The organism is Thermosynechococcus sp. HN-54 (assembly GCF_023650955.1).
In the GTDB taxonomy this organism is placed as follows: Bacteria; Cyanobacteriota; Cyanobacteriia; order Thermosynechococcales; family Thermosynechococcaceae; genus Thermosynechococcus.
In genome coordinates this window covers 1,014,681-1,037,675 of sequence record NZ_CP098039.1, presented here as the reverse complement: position 1 = coordinate 1,037,675, position 22,995 = coordinate 1,014,681, and the positions used below count along the sequence as shown (strand labels likewise).

The window sequence follows — 22,995 nt, the reverse complement described above, 5'->3', positions numbered from 1 at the left end:
TGATTTTCTCCCTAAAGGGGGGCAACGGCAATCTCGACGCCAAGGGTCATGTGTTTCTGCGGCGGCACTTGGAGAAGGTCAACCCCTGTATTCAAGGCATTGCGGGGGGCGGTCCAAGGCTCTAGACAGTAGTAGGGTTTGCCCTGAACAGTCCAAAAAACGAGGGTTGTAAACGCGGTGTCGTAGCGGAGCGTCAGGCAGTACTGTTGTTGCAGGTCACAGACGCGAGCCACTTGACCCGTGAGGGGACGACAGGCCAAATCCAACTCGGCAGCGCTCCAGTCAAAGGTGCCGCTAAAGGTGAGGGGTTGCTGCGTTTTTTGATCCACCATGGCATGGATTGGCAGGTCAAACTGCAATTGCTGCTTGTCCGCAACGGCAAAGTAGGGATGCAAACCAAAGCTAAAGGGTAGGGGCGTGTCACCGGGGTTAGCCACTTCAAGGGCGATCGCTAGGGAATCAGCCGCAAGGGTGTAGGTCAACCTCAAGTGAAAAGGAAAGGGATAAACTTGGCGCGTGGTTGGCGTATCCTGCAATCCCAGTTGCAAACGATGCTCCTGTTGATCGAGCACCTGCCACGGCAAATCCCGTGCAAAACCATGCTGCTTGAGCCGATAGACTTGGCCTTTGTAGTGAAACGTATCCTGCGGCAGATTGCCACAAATGGGAAACAACAGGGGGATGCCGCCCCGCACACTCAACTGGGGATTGGCAAAGCGCTCCCGATCCAAGTACAGCAATTCATGCCCGCGCCACTGCCAACGAGTAATCAGGCCACCGCGCTCTGGCACCACTTCAAGGCGGGTATGTTCAGCGTGGAGAGTATAGGGGATAACCATTGCTGGGCTGGACGCTTGCTTTTTAGGATACACCCGCAACTGCGTTACAATAGCGGCAATGCCCTTGGAGGGAGGCCAATGTCCCTAAGATTTACCCTAAACCCCACCCTACGTTTTTGGTTCAGTGTGTTACTGGTGACATGGTTACTGGGGCTATTGGGGCTAGGCTGGCTGGTGCAATCCTTTTTAGTGTTGTTTTTAATCTTAATGCTCACCCCTGTACTCTTGGTTGTAGGGTTGCAATTCTGGTGGCGCTGGAAGCTGGTGACGGCAGCCTGTCCCGTCTGTGGTTTTGAATTTAGCAGTTTCAATGATAGTCAAACCCAATGCCCGGCTTGTGGTGAAGTACTGATGGTGCGCGATCGCCGGTTTCAACGCTTGGCTCCCCCCGGCACCATTGATGTCCAAGCGGTAGAAGTGGGCAACCCGGTGATTGAAGATTAGCCACAGTGGTATGATTAGCCCAAGATTGTCGGTCGTTGGCACGATGCCCGATCGACAGCTCTCCTTTATGATGAGATTTGCTATTGGTGACAGGATGCCCTATGCGACAACTTAATTTTTTGATGATATTTGTCATTGGTTTGGGCTTAGTTCTCTTTAGTATCCAAAATACTGATCCGGTTAGTATTAAGTTTTTTGAAGGGAAGGTGATTCAAGCGCCGCTGTGCGTTGAACTGATTGTGGCTATGGGTATTGGGGCGGTCTTTGCTTGGGTCTTTAACGTTTGGGTACAGGTACAGCGCATCTTTACGATTCGCGTGGAAATGGAAGCCCGCGATGAGCAGATTGCCCACCTCGAAGAGGATATTGAACGCTACAAGGCAGCTCTTGAGGAGCAACAACGGCTCTTGCCGAGTGTCAGTAGTGCCTCAACGGAAAAGTAGCCTAGAGCTTTGAAAATTCGTTAGGCTAGGAATTGATTAAGTTTTGTTGTCTTGGCGTGTCCTATGGCTGCATCCCTCGCTGTTGAAAAGAAAAAGTTAAAAACTCCGCCTCTGCAACTGCACTATTTGGGCGATCGCGTGCTGCGACAACCCGCCAAACGGGTCACCAAAGTTGATGACAGCATCCGCGATATTGTGCGGAAAATGTTACAAACCATGTACAGTGCCGATGGCATTGGCTTGGCAGCACCCCAAGTGGGCATCAATAAGCAAATCCTCGTCATTGACATCCATCCCGATGATCCTGAAGCAGAGCCGTTGGTGATGATCAACCCCGTCATTAAGGACTTCAGTGAAGAACTTGAGGTTTGCCAAGAGGGGTGCTTGAGCATTCCGGGCGTCTATCTAGAAGTGCGCCGTCCAGCGATGGTGGAAGTGGCCTACAAAGATGAGTGGGGGCGTCCCCAAGTGATTATGGCAGGTGGGTTACTTGCCCGTGCCATCCAGCATGAAATTGACCACCTGACGGGGGTGATGTTTGTGGATCGCGTGGAAAACCAAGCGCTACTACGCCATGAACTCAAGGAACATGGCTTTACCCCCAGTGCCGTGCGTCCCATTGCCGCTTAGGGAACGCTGAGGATCAGAGTCTGTGGTCAAGAGTTATCTGTATCTATTAGCCGCCTGTGTGGCCGCGATCGCCACAGTGGGGTGCATTTTTGAGCTGAGTTCTGGAGAAGCTCAGTTGGGAGTGGTACCCACAACCATGATTTTGCTCCTGAGTGTGCCCCTTGGCTTAGCTGCTTTTGTCACTGCTGTGCGCCTTGCCCGTGCCAGCGATCGCCCCTGATGGATGGAAACCCGCTATGACACTGACCTACCCTGATGATCTTCAATATCTCGACAGCCATGAGTACCTGCGCCTTGAGGGCGATACGGCCACCCTCGGCATTAGTGCCTTTGCTGTGGATCAACTGGGGGATATTGTCTTTGTGGAATTGCCGGCGGTGGGTGATACCCTAGCACCCGGTGAGCGCTTTGGTACGATTGAATCCGTCAAAGCCGTTGAGGATCTCTATGCGCCCCTCGCGGGAACCGTAATTGCGGTCAATCAGGCCGTCATTGACAACCCGGAGCAAATTGCTGCCGATCCCTACGGGGAGGGGTGGTTGGTCAAGGTGCAAGTCAGTACCCCCCCGACAGGACTCCTCTCAGCAGCGGATTATCGTGCCCTTGTGGAAGGAGCTTAGGTGGCCACCAGTGCTCTGCAAGTGCTTGTGGATGGATTGGCCACAGGCAGTGTCTATGCCATTTTTGCCCTTGGCTACACGCTTGTGTTCTCAATTTTGGGCATTATCAACTTTGCCCACGGCGCTGTTTTTGCCATTGGTGCCTACCTCACCTATGCCCTCTTAGGGGGGCGGTTTGGCTTTAATGGCCTTTTGGCCAACGGCCAGCTTCCCTTTGCCTTACCCTTTGCCCCGGCTTTGGTTCTGAGTGCCCTTGGCTGTGGTTTGTTGGGGGTGGGCATTGATTGGTTGGTCTTTCGTCCCTTGCGGCAGCAGCGCACTGACACCCTCTTGACTGTGGTGGCGAGTCTTGGGGCAGCCGTTCTCCTCACCAACTTGATCCAGTATTTGGTGGGTGCCGAAGTCTATACCTATCCGGATCAGCTCTTGGGGGGATTGCCGCTAACACTGCATTTCGGCGACATTACCCTGCGCACCAGCCAGTTCGTGATCTTGACAGTGGCAGTGGTCTTAATGATGGTTCTCACTTATTGGGTAAAGGGGACGCGCATGGGAAAAGCCTTACAAGCAGTGGCTGAAAATCCGACAGCCGCAACATTACTCGGCATTGATGGCGATCGCATTATTCAAGTGACCTTTTTTGTCAGCAGTGCCTTAGCGGCCGTTGCTGGTACCCTTGTTGCCCTGAGTGTTGGCATTACAGGGCCGCAGTTTGGCGTCATCTTTGGTCTCAAGGGGTTAGCAGTGATTGTTCTTGGGGGGTTAGGCAGTTTACCGGGGACGATGTTGGCGGGTTTTTTGCTGGGACTGGTGGAGGCAATGGTGCCTGCGGCAGCTTCCGGGTTGCGCGATGCTGCGGCCTTTGCAATTTTATTCTTGGTGCTGCTGGTGCGACCCCAAGGGCTGCTGGGTCAGCCTCCAGTGGAAAAAGTTTAAGGATCTTCAATCAGTAATTCACCGCTGTAGCTAAAACTGTACTACTGGCGGGCACCAATTCCACCTTCAAACTGACGCCAAATTGGGTTTCAAAGGGTTCTTTTTTGTAGTTGACACTCCAAATTTCCAACTCACAGCGATCGCTGGGGTCAGCGGGATGCACCTGTACACAAAACTCCCGTTGTAGAGCACGCCACTCACAGGTAATGTGATCCACGGCTCCAATTTGTCGCCGATCCAACGCCGAGGCCAACCGCAGAATCGCACTCAGTTGCTCGACAATTTGGCGTTCGCGGCGTCCCACCAGTTGGCGGAAGTTTTCATGCTTTTTCTTGGGGGGACTCTTGCGGTGGTAGCGACAGAGGTTAGCAATGATCTCAATTTCCGTATCCGTGTAGCCCAGCAGGCCGCCATGGCGCACGAGGTAGTAGGAATGTTTATGGTGAGCAGAGTGGCTGACGTAGTGACCGGCATTGTGAAGAATCGCTGCTGCCCAGAGAAGTTCGCGCTCTGTTTCTGTCCACTCGTGGAGAATCCCTTGGGTGCGATCGAACAGCGTCAGGGCAAAATCAGCCACCCGTTCGCTACTGGCGAGATTGACATGGAATTTTTGCGCCAAACTGTAGGTACTGCGCTGGCGCACTGAGCTTTGATAGCGGAGACGGTCTTCAATGAGACCATGGGTGAGCATCCAGTCCACAATGATGCCTTCCCGCAGGGCGCGATCGCAGGTAATGAGGCTGGTTTGGCCGAGCATCTCCATGGCTTCAGCAAGAATCACCGCTCCAGCAACAATAATTTCTGCCCGCCGCTCCGACATCCCCAAGAGTTGACAGCGCTGGTTAAAGTTGAGTCGCCGCAATTTGGCCACGAGGGCTTTTAAGTCCTCTAGGGTGAGTTCATAGCCCTGCAATGAGGTCGGACAGGTACCAAGGCGATCGCAGGTGTGAATCATCATTAGGCTTTCAATCGTGCCTGAGGTACCCACCAGTTGCGGTTTTTCATGGGGACCGAGATGCTGCCGCAGGTCTTCAACCGCGCGATCCAACATTCCCCGCACATAGGCGCGCAGGGCTGCGTAGTCCTGATCACTAATGGGATCGCTTTTGACAAATAAATCCGTCAGGCGTACTGCCCCCACTTTGGTGCTGCTGAGGTAGCGGGGTTCATGGCCATCGCCGAGAATTAACTCCGTGGAACCACCCCCAATGTCAATGATGATGTGAGGCTTGCCGTTGAATTCTAGCCCCGACAGTACCCCTAGATAAATGCGCCGCGCTTCCTCTTCCCCAGAAATGAGATCAATGGTCAGGCCGGTCTCTGCCTTGACGCGCTCTAGAAACTCACGGCCATTGGGGGCTTCGCGCACCGCACTGGTGGCCACGCCAATAATTTCTTCTGCCTTGAGACCTGTGGCCAATTCGCGACAGCGGCGCAGGGTGGCGATCGCCCGCTTCATTGCCTCTTCCGTCAGTTGTCCTGTAATTTGGCAGCGTTCCCCCAGCCGTACCATATCCTTTTCGGCAGCAATGATTTTGAAGCTGGGTAAGCTGGGTTGAATTTGTACCACCACCATGTGAATTGAGTTTGTCCCGACATCAATTGCCGCCAGAATGCGATCGCTGAGGTTCACCGGTCGCCATAGGTGGAGATGTTGTTCAGCAGCCATTGGACGCATCATGAAGGGGACAAACACCCCCTATCCTACCCTAAGTGTTTCCCGTTAGATGATCCTTGATCTTGGCAGCAATACGGGAGCCTAAATAGTCAGGAATGACACTGCCATTGGGGCCGAGCAGATAGAGTAACAGTCGCACCCGTCCCTGCCAGAGCATAAAGTTGATATTCACTACTAACAGTTCCTCTTGCCAAATGGCGTGCATCACCTTGTAGAGCAAGGCGGGATGATTGGTGGACTCCACCAACAGCGCCGGCAGATGAAAGACCTGATCTTGATAAAAGCTGGTGGTAATTTGCGGCAGGCCTTCATTGAGGTTAAACTCCATGGCCAGCATTTCCTCAACCGCAAACTCGCCACTCAGGGTCTGTTGCAGGGCACGGCGCACACTTTCACTCCGCTTTTTCGTCAGGGGTTTGCCCTGTTCCGAGAGCACCAATTTGACAAACACCAGCATCGGCGGTCGCACATGGCCATAGAGGGAGACATTGTGGATGGTGAGTTTGTAGGCCGCCATCACACCAAAGAGATCGCTCAGCAGATAGGAGTGATTGCGATGGGCAAAATGCAGCACCGAGCGATCGCCCTCGGGGACAATCTGAATCACCGCCTGATTCGTTTTGTGAATTTGAAACCCTAGTTTCAGGTTTTGCAGTTGGACATCCCGACCGACAAATTGCTCATAGAACTCCGGAAAGGAGCGATTGAAGCGCTTCAGGACATCAAGGTTACGCAGTTGAAAATCGGAAACCATGGGTGAGAGTCGCTATACTATAGCCTAGGCCGGGTTACACTTGGTCATTCTTCCATCTCCAGCATACTTGCATGAGCTTCTGGAAATCGCTGTTCAATTCGCAACCGACTACCAGCGCCACCACCACGTCCCCCAGTCTAAGCTCTCAGGTAGAGCGGGACAATGGCACCGAAAGTCAAATTATTTTTAGCAAAGACAAAGATATTGATGTCTATGAACTAGAAGAACTCTGTGATGCCGTTGGCTGGTCACGCCGTCCCATTCGCAAGGTAAAAAAAGCGATTCAGCACAGTTTCCTTGTGATCTCGATGTGGGAGCAGCGGGGCGCCTATCGTCGTCTGATTGGTTTTTCGCGTGCTACCTCCGATCATGCCTTTAATGCCACGATTTGGGATGTGGTGGTACATCCAGAATTTCAGGGGCGGGGGCTGGGCAAAGAATTGATGCGGCAAATTATCAAAGAACTGCGCAGCGAGGACATCAGCAACATTACCCTCTTTGCCGATCCCCATGTTGTGGACTTTTACCGTCAGTTGGGCTTTCGTCCCGATCCCGAGGGGATTAAGGGGATGTTTTGGTACCCCAATTCCCGCTAGGCTCGATAATCGATAACGTAGCCTAAATGATCCTTTGCCATGAGCCAACCCCCCCTCGTCACTGAGGCTGAGATTGCTGCTGAAGGTCTCAAGCCCCAAGAATATGCTGAAATTGTCCGCCGTCTTGGCCGCCATCCCAACCGCGCGGAATTGGGCATGTTTGGCGTCATGTGGTCGGAGCATTGCTGCTACAAAAACTCGCGGCCGCTGCTCAAGCAGTTTCCCACCCAAGGGGCACGGGTACTGGTCGGGCCTGGTGAAAATGCCGGCGTTGTAGACTTAGGGGATGGCTTGCGCCTTGCTTTTAAGATTGAGTCCCACAACCATCCCTCGGCCATTGAACCCTTCCAAGGGGCAGCGACGGGGGTCGGTGGCATCCTGCGGGATATTTTTACGATGGGGGCGCGTCCCATTGCTCTACTGAACGCCCTGCGCTTTGGGGATCTCAAGGAGCCAAAAACCCAACAATTGGTGAAAGGCGTCGTGGCGGGTATTGCCCACTACGGCAACTGTGCCGGTGTGCCCACGGTGGGGGGGGAGGTGTATTTTGACCCCTGCTATGCGGGCAACCCCTTGGTGAATGCCATGGCCTTGGGACTCATGGAAACCCCAGAGATTGTCAAATCGGCAGCCAGTGGTATTGGTAATCCAGTTCTCTATGTGGGATCCACCACAGGTCGTGATGGCATGGGGGGGGCAAGTTTTGCCAGTGCCGAGCTGACAGATGACTCCACGCGCGATCGCCCGGCGGTGCAAGTGGGGGATCCCTTCATGGAAAAATGCCTCATTGAAGCCTGCCTTGAAGCCTTTCAAACCGGGGCAGTGGTAGCCGCCCAAGATATGGGGGCAGCGGGGTTGACTTGCTCGACATCGGAAATGGCCGCCAAAGGGGGTGTCGGCATTGAGCTGGACTTGGACAAGGTGCCCGTGCGCGAACAGGGAATGGTGCCCTACGAGTTTTTACTCTCGGAATCCCAAGAACGCATGCTCTTTGTTGCTGCCCAAGGCCGCGAAGCGGAACTCATTGAGATTTTCCATCGTTGGGGCTTGCAGGCAGTGGTTGTGGGACGTGTCATTGCCGAGCCGGTGGTGCGGGTGCTTTACCGTGGCGAGGTGGCCGCAGAGGTGCCTGCCCGTGCCCTTGCTGAAGAGACCCCCGTCTATGAGCGGCAGTGTCCCAGTGAGCCGCCTCTCTATGTCCAACAGGCACGGCAATGGTCAGTGGCTCAATTGGCGCTACCGGCGCGATCGCCCGCAGAAATCTTGCTCACCCTCCTAGCAACGCCCAGTATGGCCTCCAAAGCATGGGTCTATCGCCAGTACGATCACGAAGTGCAAAACAATACCCTCGTCTTCCCCGGCGATGCCGATGCGGCAGTAATTCGTCTGCGGGGCACCTCCAAAGGGATTGCGGCGACGGTGGATTGCCCCAGTCGCTATGTGTATTTGGATCCCTACGAAGGGGGTAAAGCGGCCGTGGCCGAAGCTGCTCGTAATCTGAGTTGTGTGGGGGCGGAGCCTCTTGCCGTCACCGATAACCTCAACTTTGGCAGTCCAGAAACGCCCGTGGGTTACTGGCAGTTGGCCAATGCCTGTCGCGGTCTTGCGGAGGCCTGTCGTGCCCTAGAAACCCCCGTCACGGGTGGCAATGTCTCCCTCTACAACGAAACAATTGATAGCAATGGCCAACCACAGCCGATTTATCCGACCCCGGTGGTGGGGATGGTGGGGTTGCTTCCGGACTTGCAGCGGGTGCTTGGTCAAGGCTGGCGAGCCGCCGGCGATGGCATTTACCTGTTGGGCTTGCCCCTGACCACACCTCTGAGTGATCCTCGCATTAGCCTTGGCGGCTCAGAGTACCTTGCCCAAATCCATGGCTTGGTGGCCGGTTGTCCACCCCAGATTGATTTAGACCTTGAGCAGCGGGTGCAGGCGGTGTGTCGCTATGGCATTCAGCAGGGTTGGCTGGCCAGTGCTCATGATTTGAGTGAGGGTGGATTGGCGGTAGCTTTGGCAGAAAGCTGTCTCAGTGGGCAGCGCGGAGCAACGATTCAGTTGCCAGAGGGTGTCTATCCCCGGTGGGATGCCCTCCTGTTTGCTGAGGGGGGAGCGCGGATTTTGGTCTCTGTGCCACCAACGGAACAGACAGTGTGGGAAGCCTATGTGCAGGCGCAACTGCCCAATGCTTGGACACGCCTAGGGGTTGTTAATGGTGAACATACAGAACTGTGTATTGACACCTGTGACCATTCTCCGCTCATCAGGGTTACGATGGAAGAGCTAGCTCTTGCGTGGCGATCGCCCCTGCCGAAGTATTTGGACTAAATGACAGAACAACAATTTGCTGATAAGCCGGAAGAAGCCTGTGGTGTGTTTGGGGTCTATGCCCCCGGGGCGGATGTGGCTCGCCTTGCCTACTTTGGTCTCTATGCCCTGCAACATCGAGGTCAGGAATCCGCTGGAATTGCCACATTTGCGGGTGACACCGTCCATTGTTACAAGGATATGGGCTTGGTCTCCCAAGTCTTTGATGAAGAGATTCTTGGACGGCTAGTGGGCAATTTGGCTGTTGGCCACAATCGCTACTCGACCACGGGTTCCAGTCGCATTGTCAACGCCCAACCAGTGGTGGTCGAAACTCGCCTAGGACCTTTGGCCTTAGCCCACAACGGCAACTTGGTAAATACCTACGCTCTGCGAGAACAGGTGCTGGCCTGTGATGCGCCTACGGCGGTGTTAGCGAGTACAACGGATTCTGAACTCATTGCTTGGGCGATCGCTCAGGCTGTGGCTACGGGTCAATCGTGGTCAGAGGGGATCATTACCGCTGCCCAGCAGTGCCAAGGGGCTTATAGTCTAGTGATAGGAACGCCAGCGGGGTTGTTTGGCCTGCGGGATGCCCATGGTATTCGGCCGCTAGTGATTGGCCGCCTCATGGATGAGACCACGCCCCACTACGTACTCGCTTCTGAAACCTGTGCCCTTGATATTATCGGTGCGGACTATGTGCGGGATGTGGAGCCGGGAGAATTGATCCACATTACGCCGTCAGGCATTCAAAGTATCCAATGGGCAGAGTCGCAACGCAAGTTGTGTATCTTTGAGATGATTTACTTTGCGCGTCCCGACAGTGTCATGCAGGGGGAAAGCCTCTATAGCTACCGCCAGCGCTTGGGACAGCAGTTGGGTCGGGAAGCGCCCGCCGATGCGGATCTAGTCATTGCGGTGCCGGATTCGGGTGTGCCGGCGGCCATTGGCTTTTCCCAAGCCACGGGGGTGCCCTACGCCGAAGGCTTAATTAAAAATCGCTATGTGGGACGCACGTTTATTCAACCCACCCAGTCGATGCGGGAGTCGGGGATTCGCATGAAACTCAATCCGCTACGGGATGTGCTGATGGGACAGCGGGTGGTGATCGTGGATGATTCGATTGTGCGGGGTACCACTAGCCGCAAAATTGTCAAAGCGCTGCGGGATGCGGGTGCAGTGGAAGTGCATATGCGGATTTCCTCGCCGCCGGTGACTCACCCTTGCTTTTATGGCATTGACACCGATACCCAAGATCAACTGATTGCGGCCACCAAGTCCGTGGCTGAGATTGCGGCTCAGATTGGCGTCGATTCCCTCAGTTATCTTAGTTGGCAGGGAATGATTGCTGCTACCTACGATACGGGCGATCGCTTTTGTTCTGCCTGTTTTACCGGCAAGTACCCGATTAGTGTCCCTGAGCCAGTGAAACGGCAAAAGCTGGTGCTTGAGCAAATTCCTCAATGAGTCTCGACTACGGTGACTGGCCTTCCATCCTCTCGGCCGCCGACGTTAGTACTGCTGCCACCAGTCTCAGTGAATTGCGTTCCACGCCCCTTGGTCTGGTGTGGCTAGAGCGGCGTCCCCAAGAGAAGGGGCGAGTGGTGTTGGTGCGTCAAGGGCAAGCGCTTTTGGCGGCTCCCTTTAGTGCGCGATCGCGAGTCAATGAGTATGGTGGCGGTGCCTACTGGTGCCACGGTAACCAGATTTACTTTGTTAATGATGCCGATCAGGGCATCTACGCCCTTGGGGAACCCAGCCCTAAGCTAATCTACCAAGCGGCGAATACCCGCTTTGCCGATGGTTGCGTCGATTCTTGGCGCGATCGCCTGCTGTGTGTTGAAGAGGCGCATTTTGCCGATGGCCACAGCCAACAGTCCATTGTGGCGATTCACCTGTCGGGAAAACGAACAGTGCTGGTTCAAGGAGCGGGCTTTTATGCGGCGCCCCGCTTGAGTCCAGAGGGCAACACCCTTGTTTGGTTGCAATGGTCAGCACCGCAGATGCCCTGGGATGGCTGTGAACTGTGGGGAGCCATGGTCAGTAGTAACGGTTCCCTTGGTACCCCCTACCGCATTGCTGGCAGTAGTGAGGAATCTGTGCAGCAACCCCAATGGCAAGGAGAGACCCTCTACTACATCAGCGATCGCTCTGGCTGGTGGAATCTCTATCGTTACCGTGATGGCCACCATGAACCTGTCTGGCAGGCCAGTTATGATGCCGGTGTACCCCTCTGGGTCTTTGGTCAATCCACCTATGCCCTTGTGAACGCTGAAACAGCAGTTTTAACCTATAGCGATCGTGGCCTGTGGCGACTGGCAGTGGTTTCTCTCCCTAGGGGGGAATGGCAAACCCTAGCCGCCGACTATACTGAGGTTCATTCCCTTGTACGGGTAAGCGATCGCACGGTAGCCTTTATTGGCAGTTCTCCCCACTTGCCCCCCCATATTGTTCAGTTGCATCTGGATACAGGCATCTGTGCACCTGTGCAGCCTGTGTCTGCGCCCCTACCGCGAGAGTGGATTTCCCAGCCCGAAGTGATTGAATTTCCGACGGGTGACGGTGCAACCGCCTACGGCTTTTTCTATCCGCCCCAAAATCCTCAGGTACAGCCCCCCGCCAATACACGACCGCCCTTAATTGTCAAAAGTCATGGGGGACCGACGGCAGCTAGTGGTACGGGATTAGATCTGCGCACCCAGTTTTGGACAAGTCGCGGCTTTGCGGTATTGGATGTGAACTATCGCGGCAGTACGGGTTATGGTCGTGCCTATCGCAATGCCCTGCGGGGACAGTGGGGAGTGGTGGATGTGGCGGACTGTGGAGCCGGGGCAGAGTACTTAGTTCGCCAAGGAAAGGTTGATGGTGATCGCTTGGCCATTCGCGGCAGTAGTGCTGGGGGCTATACCACCCTGTGTGCGCTGACGTTTACGCGGGTTTTCCATGTGGGAGCAAGTTATTACGGCATTGGCGATCTCATTCGCCTGCTCAAGGAAACCCATGCCTTTGAAGCCCACTACTTTGATCAACTGATTGGCCCCTATCCCGAAGGGGCAGACCTCTACCGCCAGCGATCGCCCCTCTACCATACGGATCGCCTCACCTGCCCAGTGATTTTCTTTCAGGGACTCAAGGATGTGGTCGTTCCCCCCAGCCAAGCGGAACAGATGGTGGCCGCCCTTCAGGCCAAGGGCATTCCCGTCGATTATTACACCTTCGCCGAAGAGGGGCACGGCTTCCGCCAAAGTAGCACGATCTCCACTACCCTTGAGGCAGAATTAAAGTTTTATCAGCGGTTTTTACTCAAAGGCTAGACTCACCATGTTTACTGGTATTATTCAGGCAATTGGTGTCCTCCAGCAACGCTCTGAGTCGCAGTTGACGGTTACTGCTGCCGATGCCCCTTTCCTTGCTAACGTGGCCATTGGCGATAGTATTGCCGTTGATGGGGTCTGCCTGACGGTGGAAACATTCGATGCAACCGGTTTTACAGTCAGTGTCTCCCCAGAAACGCTGCAACGCACGACACTGGCGGCCAAAGCAGCAGCAGGCGCAATGGTGAACCTAGAACCTGCCCTACGAGTCGGGGATAAGGTGGGGGGGCATTTTGTCACTGGGCATGTGGATGGTGTGGGTCGAGTGCTAGCGATCGCCCCCACAGGATCGAGTTGGGAAGTCACATTCTCTGCCCCTGAAGCGGTAGCGACCTACATCATCCCCAAAGGCAGCATTGCCATCAATGGCATTAGCCTCACCGTTGCCCATTGCAACGAAACAGGGGATGAATTCAGCATTGCTGTCATCCCCCATACCTACGCAGAAACCACCTTGCAATTTCTTAGGGTTGGCGATGGTGTGAACCTAGAGGCGGATCTGCTGGGCAAATATACCCGCAAGTTTCTCCAGCCCCAAGATGCCTCAGTGGAAATTGACCTCGCCTTTCTCCAGGCCCATGGCTACGCCTAGGGACATTACTTTTTCTTCTTGGTGGTGCGAGACTTGCCACCGGATTTTTTGGCAGCGGCACCAAATCCCTTGCTTTCAGCCGCAGGTTCAGCTACTGGTTCCGCCGTCTGCTCAGAAACTGCGACAGGTTCTGGGGCTGGCTCTTCAACCGTCGTTTCCGCTGCTGGCTCAGGCGTGCTCACTTCAGGCGTTGCAGTTTCGGCCACTTCTGCTGGTGCTTCGGCAGTTTTTGCGGTAGCAGTCATGGCTTGGGTTTGGGCGGCCACCTCTTCAGCAAGGTTGGTTTCTTGCTTCTCAATCCCCTCACCGAGGACAAAGCGTTGGAAGCGGCGAATCTGGATATTTTCCCCCAGTTCGGCAATGTGCTCTTTCACCAACTCTTCAACGGTCTTAGATTGATCGCGGATAAAGGGCTGGTTGAGCAGGCACAGCTCTTTGAGGGTTTTCTCCAGTTTGCCAGCAACGATTTTCTCCTTCACTTCGGGGGGTTTGCCCTTCAGGGCATCGGAGCCAAGGGCAATCTGGCGTTCTTTTTCCTTGTACTCAGCGGGAATATCATCTACTGAGACAAATTCCACATTGGGGCAAGCGGCAATTTGCTTGGCAATGTCTTGAACAAGGGCTTTGAATTTCTCGTTGCGAGCCACAAAGTCGGTCTCACAGTTCACCTCGACCAGCACACCAATGCGCCCGCCAGTGTGAATGTAGCTATCCACCAGACCTTCACTGGTCACGCGCCCGGCTTTTTTACCCGCAGAGGCTAGACCCTTTTGCCGTAACCAAGCAATGGCGGCTTCCATATCGCCGTTGGACTCCTGCAAGGCTTTCTTGCAGTCCATCATGCCGGCACCGGTTTTGTCCCGCAGTTCTTTGACTAGTTTGGCTGAAATTTCTGCCATGATCTGTTCCTCAAGGATTAAGCGTCAGAGTCATCTGGAATATCTAGGGCTTCAGCATCACCATCGTCGCTGGCGGTCATTCCATCGTCGTCCTCATCAGCGAGATCCGCTTCCGGTTCGTCCAACTGACCATGGCGGCCTTCGTAAATGGCATCGGCTAGTTTACCCACAATCAGCTTAATCGAACGGATGGCATCATCGTTAGCAGGAATGGGAATATCCACTTGGTTGGGGTCGCAGTTGGTATCCAGCAGCGCCACGATCGGAATCCCCAATTTGTGGCACTCGGCAACGGCATTGTATTCCCGCTTGACATCAACGATGATCGCCACATCGGGCAGCCGTCGCATTTGTTTGATGCCGCCAAGATATTTTTGCAGCCGTGCCAGTTCCCGCCGCAGAGCCGAGGCCTCCTGTTTTGGCCGCAGATCAATGAGGCCGCTTTCCTCCATGCTTTCGAGTTCTTTGAGGCGATCGACACGGGTTTTGATGGTATTCCAGTTGGTGAGCATCCCCCCCAGCCAGCGCTGGTTGACGTAGTAACTGCCGCAGCGGAGCGCTTCCTGCTCGACGATGCCAGCAGCTTGACGCTTGGTACCAATAAACAAGAAGCGTTTGCCTTTTTCAGCAGCGTTGCGGATGTAGTTGTAGGCTTCATCCACCAGTTGGGCGGTTTGCACGAGGTCAATGATGTGCACCCCATTGCGAACCGTGAAGATGTAGGGGGCCATCCGGGGGTTCCAGCGGCGGGCTTGGTGGCCAAAGTGAACCCCTGCCTCCAGCATTTGGGCAAGGCTAAGAACTGCCATTGAGTTGTACTCCTATGGGTTAAACAACCATCCGTCCATCATCCGGTGAGGACACCCAAGGGGACGAATGTGAAAGATTTGCAGATTTACTATCATAGCCAATGATCAAGGCCTTTGGAAAGCCCAGTCCGCAGCGATTTGGTAGCGTTGTGATCTTGACGCTCGGGGGTGGCCAACCTATTCTGAAAGATTCAAGACGGCTGGATGGTGCTTAACGTTGGATATTTCCCGCTTGCGATTGCAATGGCAACAAATTCACGGTGACGAAACCTCTGAAGCCGTTATTGAGCAGTACTTTGTCCGACCGCTCCTGAGTGTGTTGGGCTTTGGCGATCGCGATTGCCTATCTTCCTTTGACACAGGTGCGGGCATTGCCGATGTGGCAGCCCGTTTCCCCCGCGAACATCAGCCTCCTTTTTGTCAAACTCAAGTTGACCCTGATTTAATTGTTGAGATTAAACCCCCTGCCCGTCGCTCCCGCAATACTCCCAGTCAAACCGTGGCCTTGAACCTTGAGAATGGTTCTGCCCATCATAGCCGCGCTCTACAGCAACTACGGCAACTTCTCAGTGGTTGCCACTGCCAAGGAACCGCTTGGGGGTTGATCACGAATGCCCGCCATTTACAGCTTTTTCAACGCCATGGCCACTTGGTCTATCCCGCCACGCCCAACTATGAACTGACGGGCGATCGCCTTGAGGGCATGATCGAAGACCTCAAAACCTGCTTGCGATCGCGCCCCCGTGCCACCACCCTCTGTATCTATAACCACAAGGGGGGAGTGGGCAAAACCACCACCACGATTAACTTGGGCGCCACCCTTGCTGTGGCAGATGCCGCTGTCTTGCTCGTTGATTGCGACCCCCAAGGGGATCTCAGCCGCGCCCTTGAGCTAACCTCCACAAGTACGACCCTTGCGGCTTGTCTGCAAAACCCTGATCAGCCGATTACGGCTACGATTCGCCCTTTTGACCTGCGCATCCGCACCAGCAGCAGTATCAAGTCTGCCCATATCTTTGATGTCATTCCCGCTGCCCCACAACTGCAAAGCATTCTCATTCAGGCGATGCAAACCCAAAATCCACCCATTACCCGCCTGCGGGAACTCCTTGCCCCCTTGCGCGATCGCTACGACTACATCCTCATTGACTGCCCCAGTGCTTGGCTCTTTTTAAGTAAGAGCGCCGTGTATGCCAGTGACGCCGTTTTGATTCCCACCCGCCACACCGATCTCTCCTCCCTCAACAATGCGGCTCAGGTGATTCACCAATTTCTCTTTAACGAAATTCACACATTGCGCCGCGAAGGCGGACCCCTTCCTTTGCCTATTTTCTTTAATGGTGCTCCCACAACTGATAAGGCGATGGCCGTTGCCCAAGCCGAAATTGAACGAATTCTTCAAAAACTCCCCCACCTCACCCCTTACTTTTGGCCGCAGTATCAAGCCAATGACACAAGCGTATTTGCCATTCCGGAATATGCCATTATTTCCCGTGCCGCCTTTGCCCGTGTCCCTGCTGTCTTCAAAGATAAGCGCGTCTTAGGCTTCTATCAGACATTAGTGCAGACCTATCTGCGGCCTTTAGCTGCTCCTGATGACCTCACCTAACAGACAACCTTTGTAACAGGATTTATAAAGAATCTGAAAACAGAAATTGCTCCCTCCCCCTAAAATGAAGTTACCCCTCCCTGAACATCAATCATGACCGAACCTGTCACCCAATCCCAACTGTCTGAAGTTCTGGAAACCATGAAGGCAATCCAGTCGCAACTGGCAGAACTCACCCTTGAAGTGAAGGTGGGTCAAGCGGAAATCCGTGAAAAATTTAACACCATGGATCAGAAGTTCCAAATCGTGGATGAAAAACTGAATGCCATGGAAGCGAGATTTGATGAGAAATTTAACACTGTGGAGGCCAAAATTGAGGCTGTGCGCTTAGAAGTACAGACCAATCGTGAACAATTAGTCGAATTGGGAAAGCGCCAAGGTTCAACGGACAATCGCCTTTGGGCATTACTGGTGGCGCTCTTTTTGATGGTGGCAGGACTTCTGGCCAAGATCACACTGTTTGACAAAGTTTAGAGGAGACTCCTATGAGCGAACCTATCACTCAATCGCAACTCGCTGAAGTCCTAGACACAATGAAAGCAATGCAGTCGCAACTGGCGGAACTCACCCTTGAAGTCAAGGTGGGTCAGGCGGAAATCCGTGAAAAGTTCAACACAATGGAGGCCAAAATTGAGGCTGTGCGCTTAGAAGTACAGACCAATCGTGAACAATTAGTCGAATTGGGAAAGCGCCAAGGTTCAACGGACAATCGTCTTTGGGCATTACTGGTGGCACTGTTTTTGATGGTGGCAGGACTTCTGGCCAAGATCACACTGTTTAACCAATTTAACCAAGTTTAGAGGAGACTCCTATGAGCGAACCTATCACTCAATCGCAACTCGCTGAAGTCCTAGACACAATGAAAGCAATCCAGTCGCAACTGGCGGAACTCACCCTTGAAGTGAAGGTGGGCCAAGCGGAAATCCGTGAAAAATTTAACACGATTGATCAGAAATTCCAAATCGTGGATGAAAAACTGAATGCCATAGAAGTAAGGTTTGATCAAAAATTCAACACGATTGAAGCGACTATTAACGAAAAGTTTAAGACTGTTGATGAGAAATTTAATACAATGGAAGCCGCCATCAATGAAAAGTTTAAGACCGTTGATGAGAAATTTAATACAATGGAGGCCACCATCAATGAAAAGTTTAAGACTGTTGATGAGAAATTTAATACAATGGAGGCCAAAATTGAGGCTGTGCGCTTAGAAGTGCAGACTAATCGTGAACAATTGGTGGAATTGGGAAAACGCCAAAGTTCAACGGATAATCGCCTTTGGGCATTGCTGGTGGCACTGTTTTTGATGGTGGCAGGACTTCTGGCCAAGATTACACTGTTTGATCAAGTGTGAACATGAATTTATCCCATCGTTTCTGGCCGAAAAAAGAAACACCGGGGAGGAGTTGGTGTTAGCACAACAACACTGGCAATGGCGCGATCGCCCACAAGAAAACTAGCCACCCAATGCTTTACAGTCTGAGCTACAGTTCGCTGCCATACCCCTACCCCCTGCGCTTTCAGCCACGCCTCATAGTAAGTCCATGCTTGCAGAAACGCGCGATCGCCCCCCTCCTGTACCCTCTGTTGCAGAGAAGCCCCAAAAAACCGCCGACTAATTGCTGAACGCTGAGGACAAGGGCGCAAAATCTCGACATCTACTCCCACAGCAGCACTCCCGCTAATGGCCAACACGGCGAGGTTGTCGCTATGGCTCCAGTTAAATTCCAACCCCTGCAAATAGGGCTTCCCCAGTGGTGTGCGTGGGAGCGGTGCTTCCTCAAGATCAGGCTGATAGTGTCGTAGATAGGTGCGCAGGGTCACCTCACGGGGGACATTAGGGGCAAGGGTAAACCACCAAAGATGGAGGGTATGGCTATCCAGCCTAGGATGCAGCGGTGGCTCTTGCCATGGCAGGGACAAAATAGAGGGTAAGGGGGCATCCCACACACCAAAGACTGAAAAATAAAGACTTAAAGACTGAGACGTTTTTTCAACGACAACAAGTGGGTACGGGGGTCAATCGGGCTGCGGGGCAGCGGTAACTCAAAGTTCGGCCAGTTGGGCAGACTGGCACAGGGACAGTGCACAGGGGGCAAGCCATGACAAGGTAAGGGCACAGGCATTTGACAGCGGGCACAGGCGGTAATCTCCCAGCAGTCGCTCAACAGTTGGGTAATGGTTTCTGTGGTACCTTCAAGGAAGCAATCTCCCGCTTGACCAGAAATGACATAGGCCCAGCAGGCTTCAAAGGCTTGACTGTAGCGATCGCCCTGCAGGACAGGTTGCGGCAGCACCGTGTGTTCGCCACCCCAAATACACAGGCGTTTACCCAACTGAAACCAGTAAGCAAGATAGGACTTCACCTTTGCTTGGGCTGCCAAAAAGGCACAGCCTTCTATACTCGTCATTGACACAACCCTCGCTGCTGTACTTACTACCCTAGCGCAAGAACGAGGGCGGCAGAGTCTAAGGAATCAGGGTTGCTAAGGATGCGTCCAATTGCCCCCAACTGTGCCCATCAAGGGCTAACTGCTCAATGAGACTGGCCAAACGCAACGCCTTCAGCGCCTGTTCCCCACCCACCGAGGGAGGTTGACCCCCGCGGACGCAGTTGACAAAGTGCTCCAATTCCGCATGGAGGGGTTCAATGTTGCTGGTATAGACTTTCTCGATCAGGCCGTCTTGGCGATAGAGGACTTGGCCGTGGTCAGCACTGCACGTTGCTGTGGTTTTGCGGTGAATGAGAATTTCGTTTTTAAGAAAATCAGCTTCCGTGAGGGAATTCTTGCAGTGGGCGGTAATGCGCCGTTGCTTGCGGTGGGTGACTTTACTGGCAGTCAGTGTGGCAATAATGCCGTTGGCAAAGCCCAAGGTAGCCGTGACGTAGTCTAGATACCCAGAGTTGGCAGAGCGACTGCCTGCCGCCGTCAGGCGCACCACAGGGGAATTGGTGAGTTCCAGCAACAGGTCAATGTCGTGAATCATTAAGTCGAGAACCACCGAGACATCATTGGCGCGATCGGAGTAGGGACTCATGCGATCGGCTTCAAGGGCAAGGATTTCCTCAGTGCGCAGGACTTTGCTCAGTTCTTGAAACGCGGGGTTAAAGCGCTCAATATGTCCAACTTGGAGGATGCACTGGCACTCCGCTGCCGCGTTAACTAGGGATTCTGCTTCGCTAATACTCGCGGCAATGGGTTTTTCCACCAACACATGCACCCCATGGCGCAAGCAGGTAATGCCCACTTCATGGTGGAGACGGGTGGGCACGGCAATACACACCGCCTCAACGTGGGGCAGCAAATCCACATAGTTTTCAAAAAATTTCACCCGATATTTGCTGGCGGTATCAATGCCCCGCTCCAGATTCACGTCAGAGATGCCCACAAGTTCGACATCTTTGAGTAAACTCAAAACACGGGTGTGGTGCTGACCCATGTTGCCAACACCGATAACGCCAATGCGCAGTGGATCGGGCTGGGGACGGACGGCAGAACTCATGTCTAGTTATTTCACTCCTCTACGCAACCGGGGAAGGGCTTGGTGTTGGCGATCGCCCGCCGTAAGTAAAAACTCACAGAATGAACATTTTCAGAAAGATGCTACCACAGCATTGCCAAATGTAAAGTTTTTGATAGACAGGTATGATGACGACACAAAAGGCCGTCGTGTTGCTCTCAGGGGGCTTAGACTCCAGCACAATCTTATTTCGTGCTAAGGCTTTGGGCTATGCTTGCTATGCCCTCTCCTTTGACTATGGTCAGCGCCATCGGCGAGAATTGGAAGCCGCGATCGCTATTGCCGCCGCTGCTCACGTCCTTCAGCATCAAATCGTTTCCCTAAATTTGCGGTTATGGGGAGGGTCAGCTCTGACAGACTCAACGATTGACTTACCCCGCGATCGTGACCTTGCCACGATGAGTCACGAGATTCCGGTTACCTATGTCCCCGCCCGCAATACTATCTTTTTAAGTGTTGCCCTTGCCTATGCGGAAGCCCTAGGGGCGCAAACCGTGCACATCGGCGTTAATGCCCTTGATTACTCCGGCTATCCCGACTGTCGCCCTGATTACATTGCCGCCATGCAGGAGGTCTATCGCCTCGGTACAAAACAGGGGCGCGAAGGTCAGCCCATCGAAATTGTGACTCCCCTCATTAACCTTCATAAAAAAGACATCATTCGCCTTGGCAATGAATACGGCGTCCCTTGGGAAAAAACTTGGTCCTGCTATGCCGAAGGGGAACAGGCCTGTGGTCGCTGTGATGCCTGTCGGTTGCGTTTAACGGCCTTTGCCGAATTAGGTTTAGTCGATCCCTTGCCCTACGTGGCTGACTACCCTGTGTAGGTTCGGTAAATCCCCCTTTTACTCATAGCAAGAGCGATCGCACTATAGGAAAGAGAGAGGGTTAAGCCCAATATGGGTGCTGTGCCCCGCATCAAAGTTAGCCTGCAAAGGGAGTTTTCGTCGCTATGGCAAAAGTTGTCGGAATTGATCTGGGAACCACCAACTCCTGTGTGGCCGTCATGGAAGGGGGCAAGCCCACGGTTATTGCCAATGCTGAAGGGTTTCGGACAACGCCCTCCGTTGTTGCCTACACCAAAAATGGCGATCGCCTCGTGGGTCAAATTGCCAAACGGCAAGCTGTAATGAACCCCGAAAATACCTTTTATTCGGTGAAGCGCTTTATTGGTCGTCGCTTTGATGAGGTGACCCACGAAGCCACTGAGGTCTCCTACAAAGTTTTGAATGTCAATGGCAATGTCAAGCTCGACTGCCCTGCCCTTGGCAAGCAGTTTGCCCCCGAAGAGATTTCTGCTCAAGTTCTGCGCAAACTGAAAGAGGATGCCAGCAAATACCTTGGCGAGGAAGTCACCCAAGCGGTTATTACAGTACCCGCCTACTTCAATGACTCGCAGCGCCAAGCCACCAAAGACGCTGGCAAAATTGCCGGTCTCGAAGTACTGCGGATCATCAACGAACCCACCGCCGCCTCCTTGGCCTATGGACTCGATAAAAAGGCCAATGAAACCATCCTTGTTTTTGACCTTGGCGGTGGTACCTTTGACGTGTCCATCCTCGAAGTCGGTGATGGCGTTTTTGAAGTGCTAGCCACCTCTGGGGACACCCACCTTGGCGGTGATGACTTCGACAAGAAAATTGTTGACTACCTCGCTGAATCTTTCCGTGCCCAAGAGGGCATTGACCTGCGCAAAGACAAACAGGCGCTGCAACGGCTGACGGAAGCGGCAGAAAAAGCCAAGATTGAACTTTCCAGCGTCATGCAAACGGAAATCAACCTGCCCTTCATCACCGCAACGCAGGATGGTCCGAAACACCTCGACATGACGCTCACCCGCGCCAAATTTGAAGAACTCTGCTCTGATCTGATTGATCGTTGCCGCGTACCCGTCGAGCAAGCCCTTAGGGATGCCAAACTCAGCAAAGAGCAGATTGATGAAGTGGTGCTCGTCGGAGGTTCCACCCGCATTCCCGCCATCCAAGAGCTGGTCAAACGGCTATTGGGCAAAGACCCTAACCAGAGTGTGAACCCTGATGAAGTCGTGGCTGTGGGTGCTGCCATTCAAGCTGGGGTGCTGGCAGGGGAAGTGAAAGACATTCTCCTCCTCGATGTCACACCGCTGTCCTTGGGGGTGGAAACCCTTGGTGGTGTGATGACGAAAATTATTCCCCGCAACACCACGATCCCAACGAAAAAATCCGAGGTCTTTTCCACCGCCGTTGACGGTCAAACCAATGTGGAGATCCACGTCCTGCAAGGGGAGCGGGAAATGGCCGCTGACAACAAGAGCCTCGGTACCTTCCGTTTGGATGGTATTCCTCCGGCACCACGCGGCGTGCCCCAAATCGAAGTCACGTTTGATATTGATGCCAACGGTATCCTCAACGTGACCGCTCGCGACAAAGGCACAGGCAAACAGCAGTCCATTAGCATCACCGGCGCCTCAACGCTGCCTAAGGATGAGGTGGAACGCATGGTGCGCGAAGCGGAAATGAATGCCGCTGCTGATAAAGCCAAACGCGAGAAAATCGAGACTAAGAACCAGGCAGAGCAACTCTGCTATCAAGCGGAGAAACAGTTGAGTGAGTTGGGGGATAAAGTCTCCAGCAGCGATAAAGACCGTCTCACCTCCCTCATTGCCAACCTGCGCTCGGAAATCGGCACTGAAACTGAGAAGAAACCCATTGAGTCTATTGACTTTGAGCGGGTGAAATCACTGATGCAGGATCTGCAACAAACTCTCTACAGTGTCGGCTCCAGTGTCTATCAAAGTGCTCAGCCCAGTGATGGGACTGGCTCCAGCAGCAGCGGTAGCAGTGGTAGTGGCGGTGATGACGAAGTGATTGACGCTGAGTTCTCAGAAACCAAATAGTCCCGCCCATTGGCAACTTTCTGCCAGAACAAGACTCCTCCTCCCCCTAGGTCAAGGCTTAGGGGGTT

The 22,995-nt window shown here is 53.6% G+C and carries 25 protein-coding genes; 17 read left to right on the top strand and 8 right to left on the bottom strand.

From position 1 onward, the window contains the following. Window positions 1-11 precede the first annotated feature (11 nt). Window positions 12-839, bottom strand: coding sequence for an aldose epimerase (locus NBE99_RS04980; protein WP_250683380.1), 828 nt, complete (start codon window positions 837-839; stop codon window positions 12-14). Window positions 840-917: 78 nt separating this feature from the next. Between NBE99_RS04980 and NBE99_RS04975 the strand changes: the two genes are divergently transcribed. The 6 genes from NBE99_RS04975 (at window position 918) to NBE99_RS04950 (ending at window position 3,912) form a co-directional block, all read left to right on the top strand. Further along, entirely contained in the window at window positions 918-1,283 is a 366-nt protein-coding gene (locus NBE99_RS04975; protein ID WP_250683379.1) for a zinc ribbon domain-containing protein, read from the top strand. A gap of 101 nt (window positions 1,284-1,384) precedes the next feature. Next, window positions 1,385-1,726, top strand: coding sequence for a LapA family protein (locus NBE99_RS04970; protein WP_250683378.1), 342 nt, complete (start codon window positions 1,385-1,387; stop codon window positions 1,724-1,726). A 63-nt stretch (window positions 1,727-1,789) separates the two neighbouring features. After that, window positions 1,790-2,356, top strand: coding sequence for a peptide deformylase (gene def, locus NBE99_RS04965; protein ID WP_250683377.1), 567 nt, complete (start codon window positions 1,790-1,792; stop codon window positions 2,354-2,356). A 22-nt stretch (window positions 2,357-2,378) separates the two neighbouring features. Further along, window positions 2,379-2,576, top strand: a complete 198-nt coding sequence (locus NBE99_RS04960; RefSeq protein ID WP_250683376.1) for a hypothetical protein — start codon at window positions 2,379-2,381, stop codon at window positions 2,574-2,576. A 16-nt stretch (window positions 2,577-2,592) separates the two neighbouring features. Beyond that, on the top strand, window positions 2,593-2,976 hold the full coding sequence (gene gcvH / locus NBE99_RS04955; protein WP_250683375.1) for a glycine cleavage system protein GcvH: 384 nt from the start codon (window positions 2,593-2,595) through the stop codon (window positions 2,974-2,976). Further along, entirely contained in the window at window positions 2,977-3,912 is a 936-nt protein-coding gene (locus NBE99_RS04950; protein WP_250683374.1) for a branched-chain amino acid ABC transporter permease, read from the top strand. It begins immediately after the preceding gene. 10 nt (window positions 3,913-3,922) lie between these two features. Here NBE99_RS04950 and NBE99_RS04945 read toward each other — a convergent pair whose 3' ends face one another. Continuing rightward, window positions 3,923-5,593 (bottom strand): Ppx/GppA phosphatase family protein, encoded by a 1,671-nt coding sequence (locus tag NBE99_RS04945; protein WP_250683373.1) that lies wholly within the window; start codon window positions 5,591-5,593, stop codon window positions 3,923-3,925. 28 nt (window positions 5,594-5,621) lie between these two features. Further along, complete coding sequence (locus tag NBE99_RS04940; RefSeq protein WP_250683372.1) at window positions 5,622-6,344, bottom strand: hypothetical protein; 723 nt, start codon at window positions 6,342-6,344, stop codon at window positions 5,622-5,624. Window positions 6,345-6,415: 71 nt separating this feature from the next. Here NBE99_RS04940 and NBE99_RS04935 point away from each other — a divergent pair, with 71 nt between their 5' ends. The 5 genes from NBE99_RS04935 to NBE99_RS04915 are packed head-to-tail and all read left to right on the top strand — an operon-like array spanning window position 6,416 to window position 13,213. Next, a complete protein-coding gene (locus NBE99_RS04935) occupies window positions 6,416-6,940 on the top strand; it encodes a GNAT family N-acetyltransferase (protein ID WP_250683371.1) in 525 nt (174 codons plus the stop codon). Window positions 6,941-6,979: 39 nt separating this feature from the next. Further along, window positions 6,980-9,265, top strand: a complete 2,286-nt coding sequence (gene purL / locus NBE99_RS04930) for a phosphoribosylformylglycinamidine synthase subunit PurL (RefSeq protein ID WP_250683370.1) — start codon at window positions 6,980-6,982, stop codon at window positions 9,263-9,265. Then, window positions 9,266-10,714 carry an amidophosphoribosyltransferase gene (purF, locus tag NBE99_RS04925; protein WP_250683369.1) on the top strand — a complete coding sequence of 483 codons (1,449 nt, stop codon included), beginning with the start codon at window positions 9,266-9,268 and terminating at the stop codon, window positions 10,712-10,714. Further along, complete coding sequence (locus tag NBE99_RS04920) at window positions 10,711-12,561, top strand: S9 family peptidase (RefSeq protein ID WP_250683368.1); 1,851 nt, start codon at window positions 10,711-10,713, stop codon at window positions 12,559-12,561. Before purF ends, NBE99_RS04920 begins: the two co-directional genes overlap by 4 nt. Window positions 12,562-12,568: 7 nt before the next feature. Then, window positions 12,569-13,213, top strand: coding sequence for a riboflavin synthase (locus NBE99_RS04915; protein ID WP_250683367.1), 645 nt, complete (start codon window positions 12,569-12,571; stop codon window positions 13,211-13,213). 5 nt (window positions 13,214-13,218) lie between these two features. Here NBE99_RS04915 and tsf read toward each other — a convergent pair whose 3' ends face one another. Then, window positions 13,219-14,112 (bottom strand): translation elongation factor Ts, encoded by an 894-nt coding sequence (gene tsf, locus NBE99_RS04910; protein WP_250683366.1) that lies wholly within the window; start codon window positions 14,110-14,112, stop codon window positions 13,219-13,221. 17 nt (window positions 14,113-14,129) lie between these two features. Further along, a complete protein-coding gene (gene rpsB, locus NBE99_RS04905; RefSeq protein WP_250683365.1) occupies window positions 14,130-14,921 on the bottom strand; it encodes a 30S ribosomal protein S2 in 792 nt (263 codons plus the stop codon). Window positions 14,922-15,138: 217 nt separating this feature from the next. Between rpsB and NBE99_RS04900 the strand changes: the two genes are divergently transcribed. The 4 genes from NBE99_RS04900 to NBE99_RS04885 all read left to right on the top strand — a co-directional run bounded on the left by NBE99_RS04900 (window position 15,139) and on the right by NBE99_RS04885 (window position 17,884). Then, window positions 15,139-16,530, top strand: a complete 1,392-nt coding sequence (locus NBE99_RS04900) for a ParA family protein (RefSeq protein ID WP_250683364.1) — start codon at window positions 15,139-15,141, stop codon at window positions 16,528-16,530. A 93-nt stretch (window positions 16,531-16,623) separates the two neighbouring features. Continuing rightward, window positions 16,624-17,004, top strand: coding sequence for a hypothetical protein (locus NBE99_RS04895; RefSeq protein ID WP_250683363.1), 381 nt, complete (start codon window positions 16,624-16,626; stop codon window positions 17,002-17,004). 11 nt (window positions 17,005-17,015) lie between these two features. Beyond that, complete coding sequence (locus tag NBE99_RS04890; protein ID WP_250683362.1) at window positions 17,016-17,330, top strand: hypothetical protein; 315 nt, start codon at window positions 17,016-17,018, stop codon at window positions 17,328-17,330. Window positions 17,331-17,389: 59 nt separating this feature from the next. Further along, the gene (locus NBE99_RS04885; protein ID WP_250683361.1) at window positions 17,390-17,884 is read left to right on the top strand and encodes a hypothetical protein; all 495 of its coding nucleotides are present in this window, start codon (window positions 17,390-17,392) and stop codon (window positions 17,882-17,884) included. 8 nt (window positions 17,885-17,892) lie between these two features. On the opposite strand, the gene NBE99_RS04880 is transcribed toward NBE99_RS04885, so the two are convergent. The 3 genes from NBE99_RS04880 to NBE99_RS04870 all read right to left on the bottom strand — a co-directional run bounded on the left by NBE99_RS04880 (window position 17,893) and on the right by NBE99_RS04870 (window position 20,034). Beyond that, a complete protein-coding gene (locus NBE99_RS04880) occupies window positions 17,893-18,480 on the bottom strand; it encodes a 4'-phosphopantetheinyl transferase superfamily protein (protein ID WP_250683360.1) in 588 nt (195 codons plus the stop codon). Window positions 18,481-18,503: 23 nt separating this feature from the next. Then, entirely contained in the window at window positions 18,504-18,914 is a 411-nt protein-coding gene (locus tag NBE99_RS04875) for a hypothetical protein (protein WP_399371044.1), read from the bottom strand. Between the two features lie 85 nt (window positions 18,915-18,999). Then, window positions 19,000-20,034, bottom strand: a complete 1,035-nt coding sequence (locus tag NBE99_RS04870) for a Gfo/Idh/MocA family protein (RefSeq protein ID WP_250683358.1) — start codon at window positions 20,032-20,034, stop codon at window positions 19,000-19,002. Between the two features lie 143 nt (window positions 20,035-20,177). Between NBE99_RS04870 and queC the strand changes: the two genes are divergently transcribed. Together queC and dnaK are read left to right on the top strand one after the other, a co-directional pair. After that, window positions 20,178-20,879: a 7-cyano-7-deazaguanine synthase QueC gene (gene queC / locus NBE99_RS04865; RefSeq protein WP_250683357.1), complete on the top strand. Its 702-nt coding sequence runs from the start codon at window positions 20,178-20,180 to the stop codon at window positions 20,877-20,879. Window positions 20,880-21,004: 125 nt separating this feature from the next. Next, window positions 21,005-22,927, top strand: coding sequence for a molecular chaperone DnaK (gene dnaK, locus NBE99_RS04860; RefSeq protein WP_250683356.1), 1,923 nt, complete (start codon window positions 21,005-21,007; stop codon window positions 22,925-22,927). Window positions 22,928-22,995: the final 68 nt, after the last annotated feature.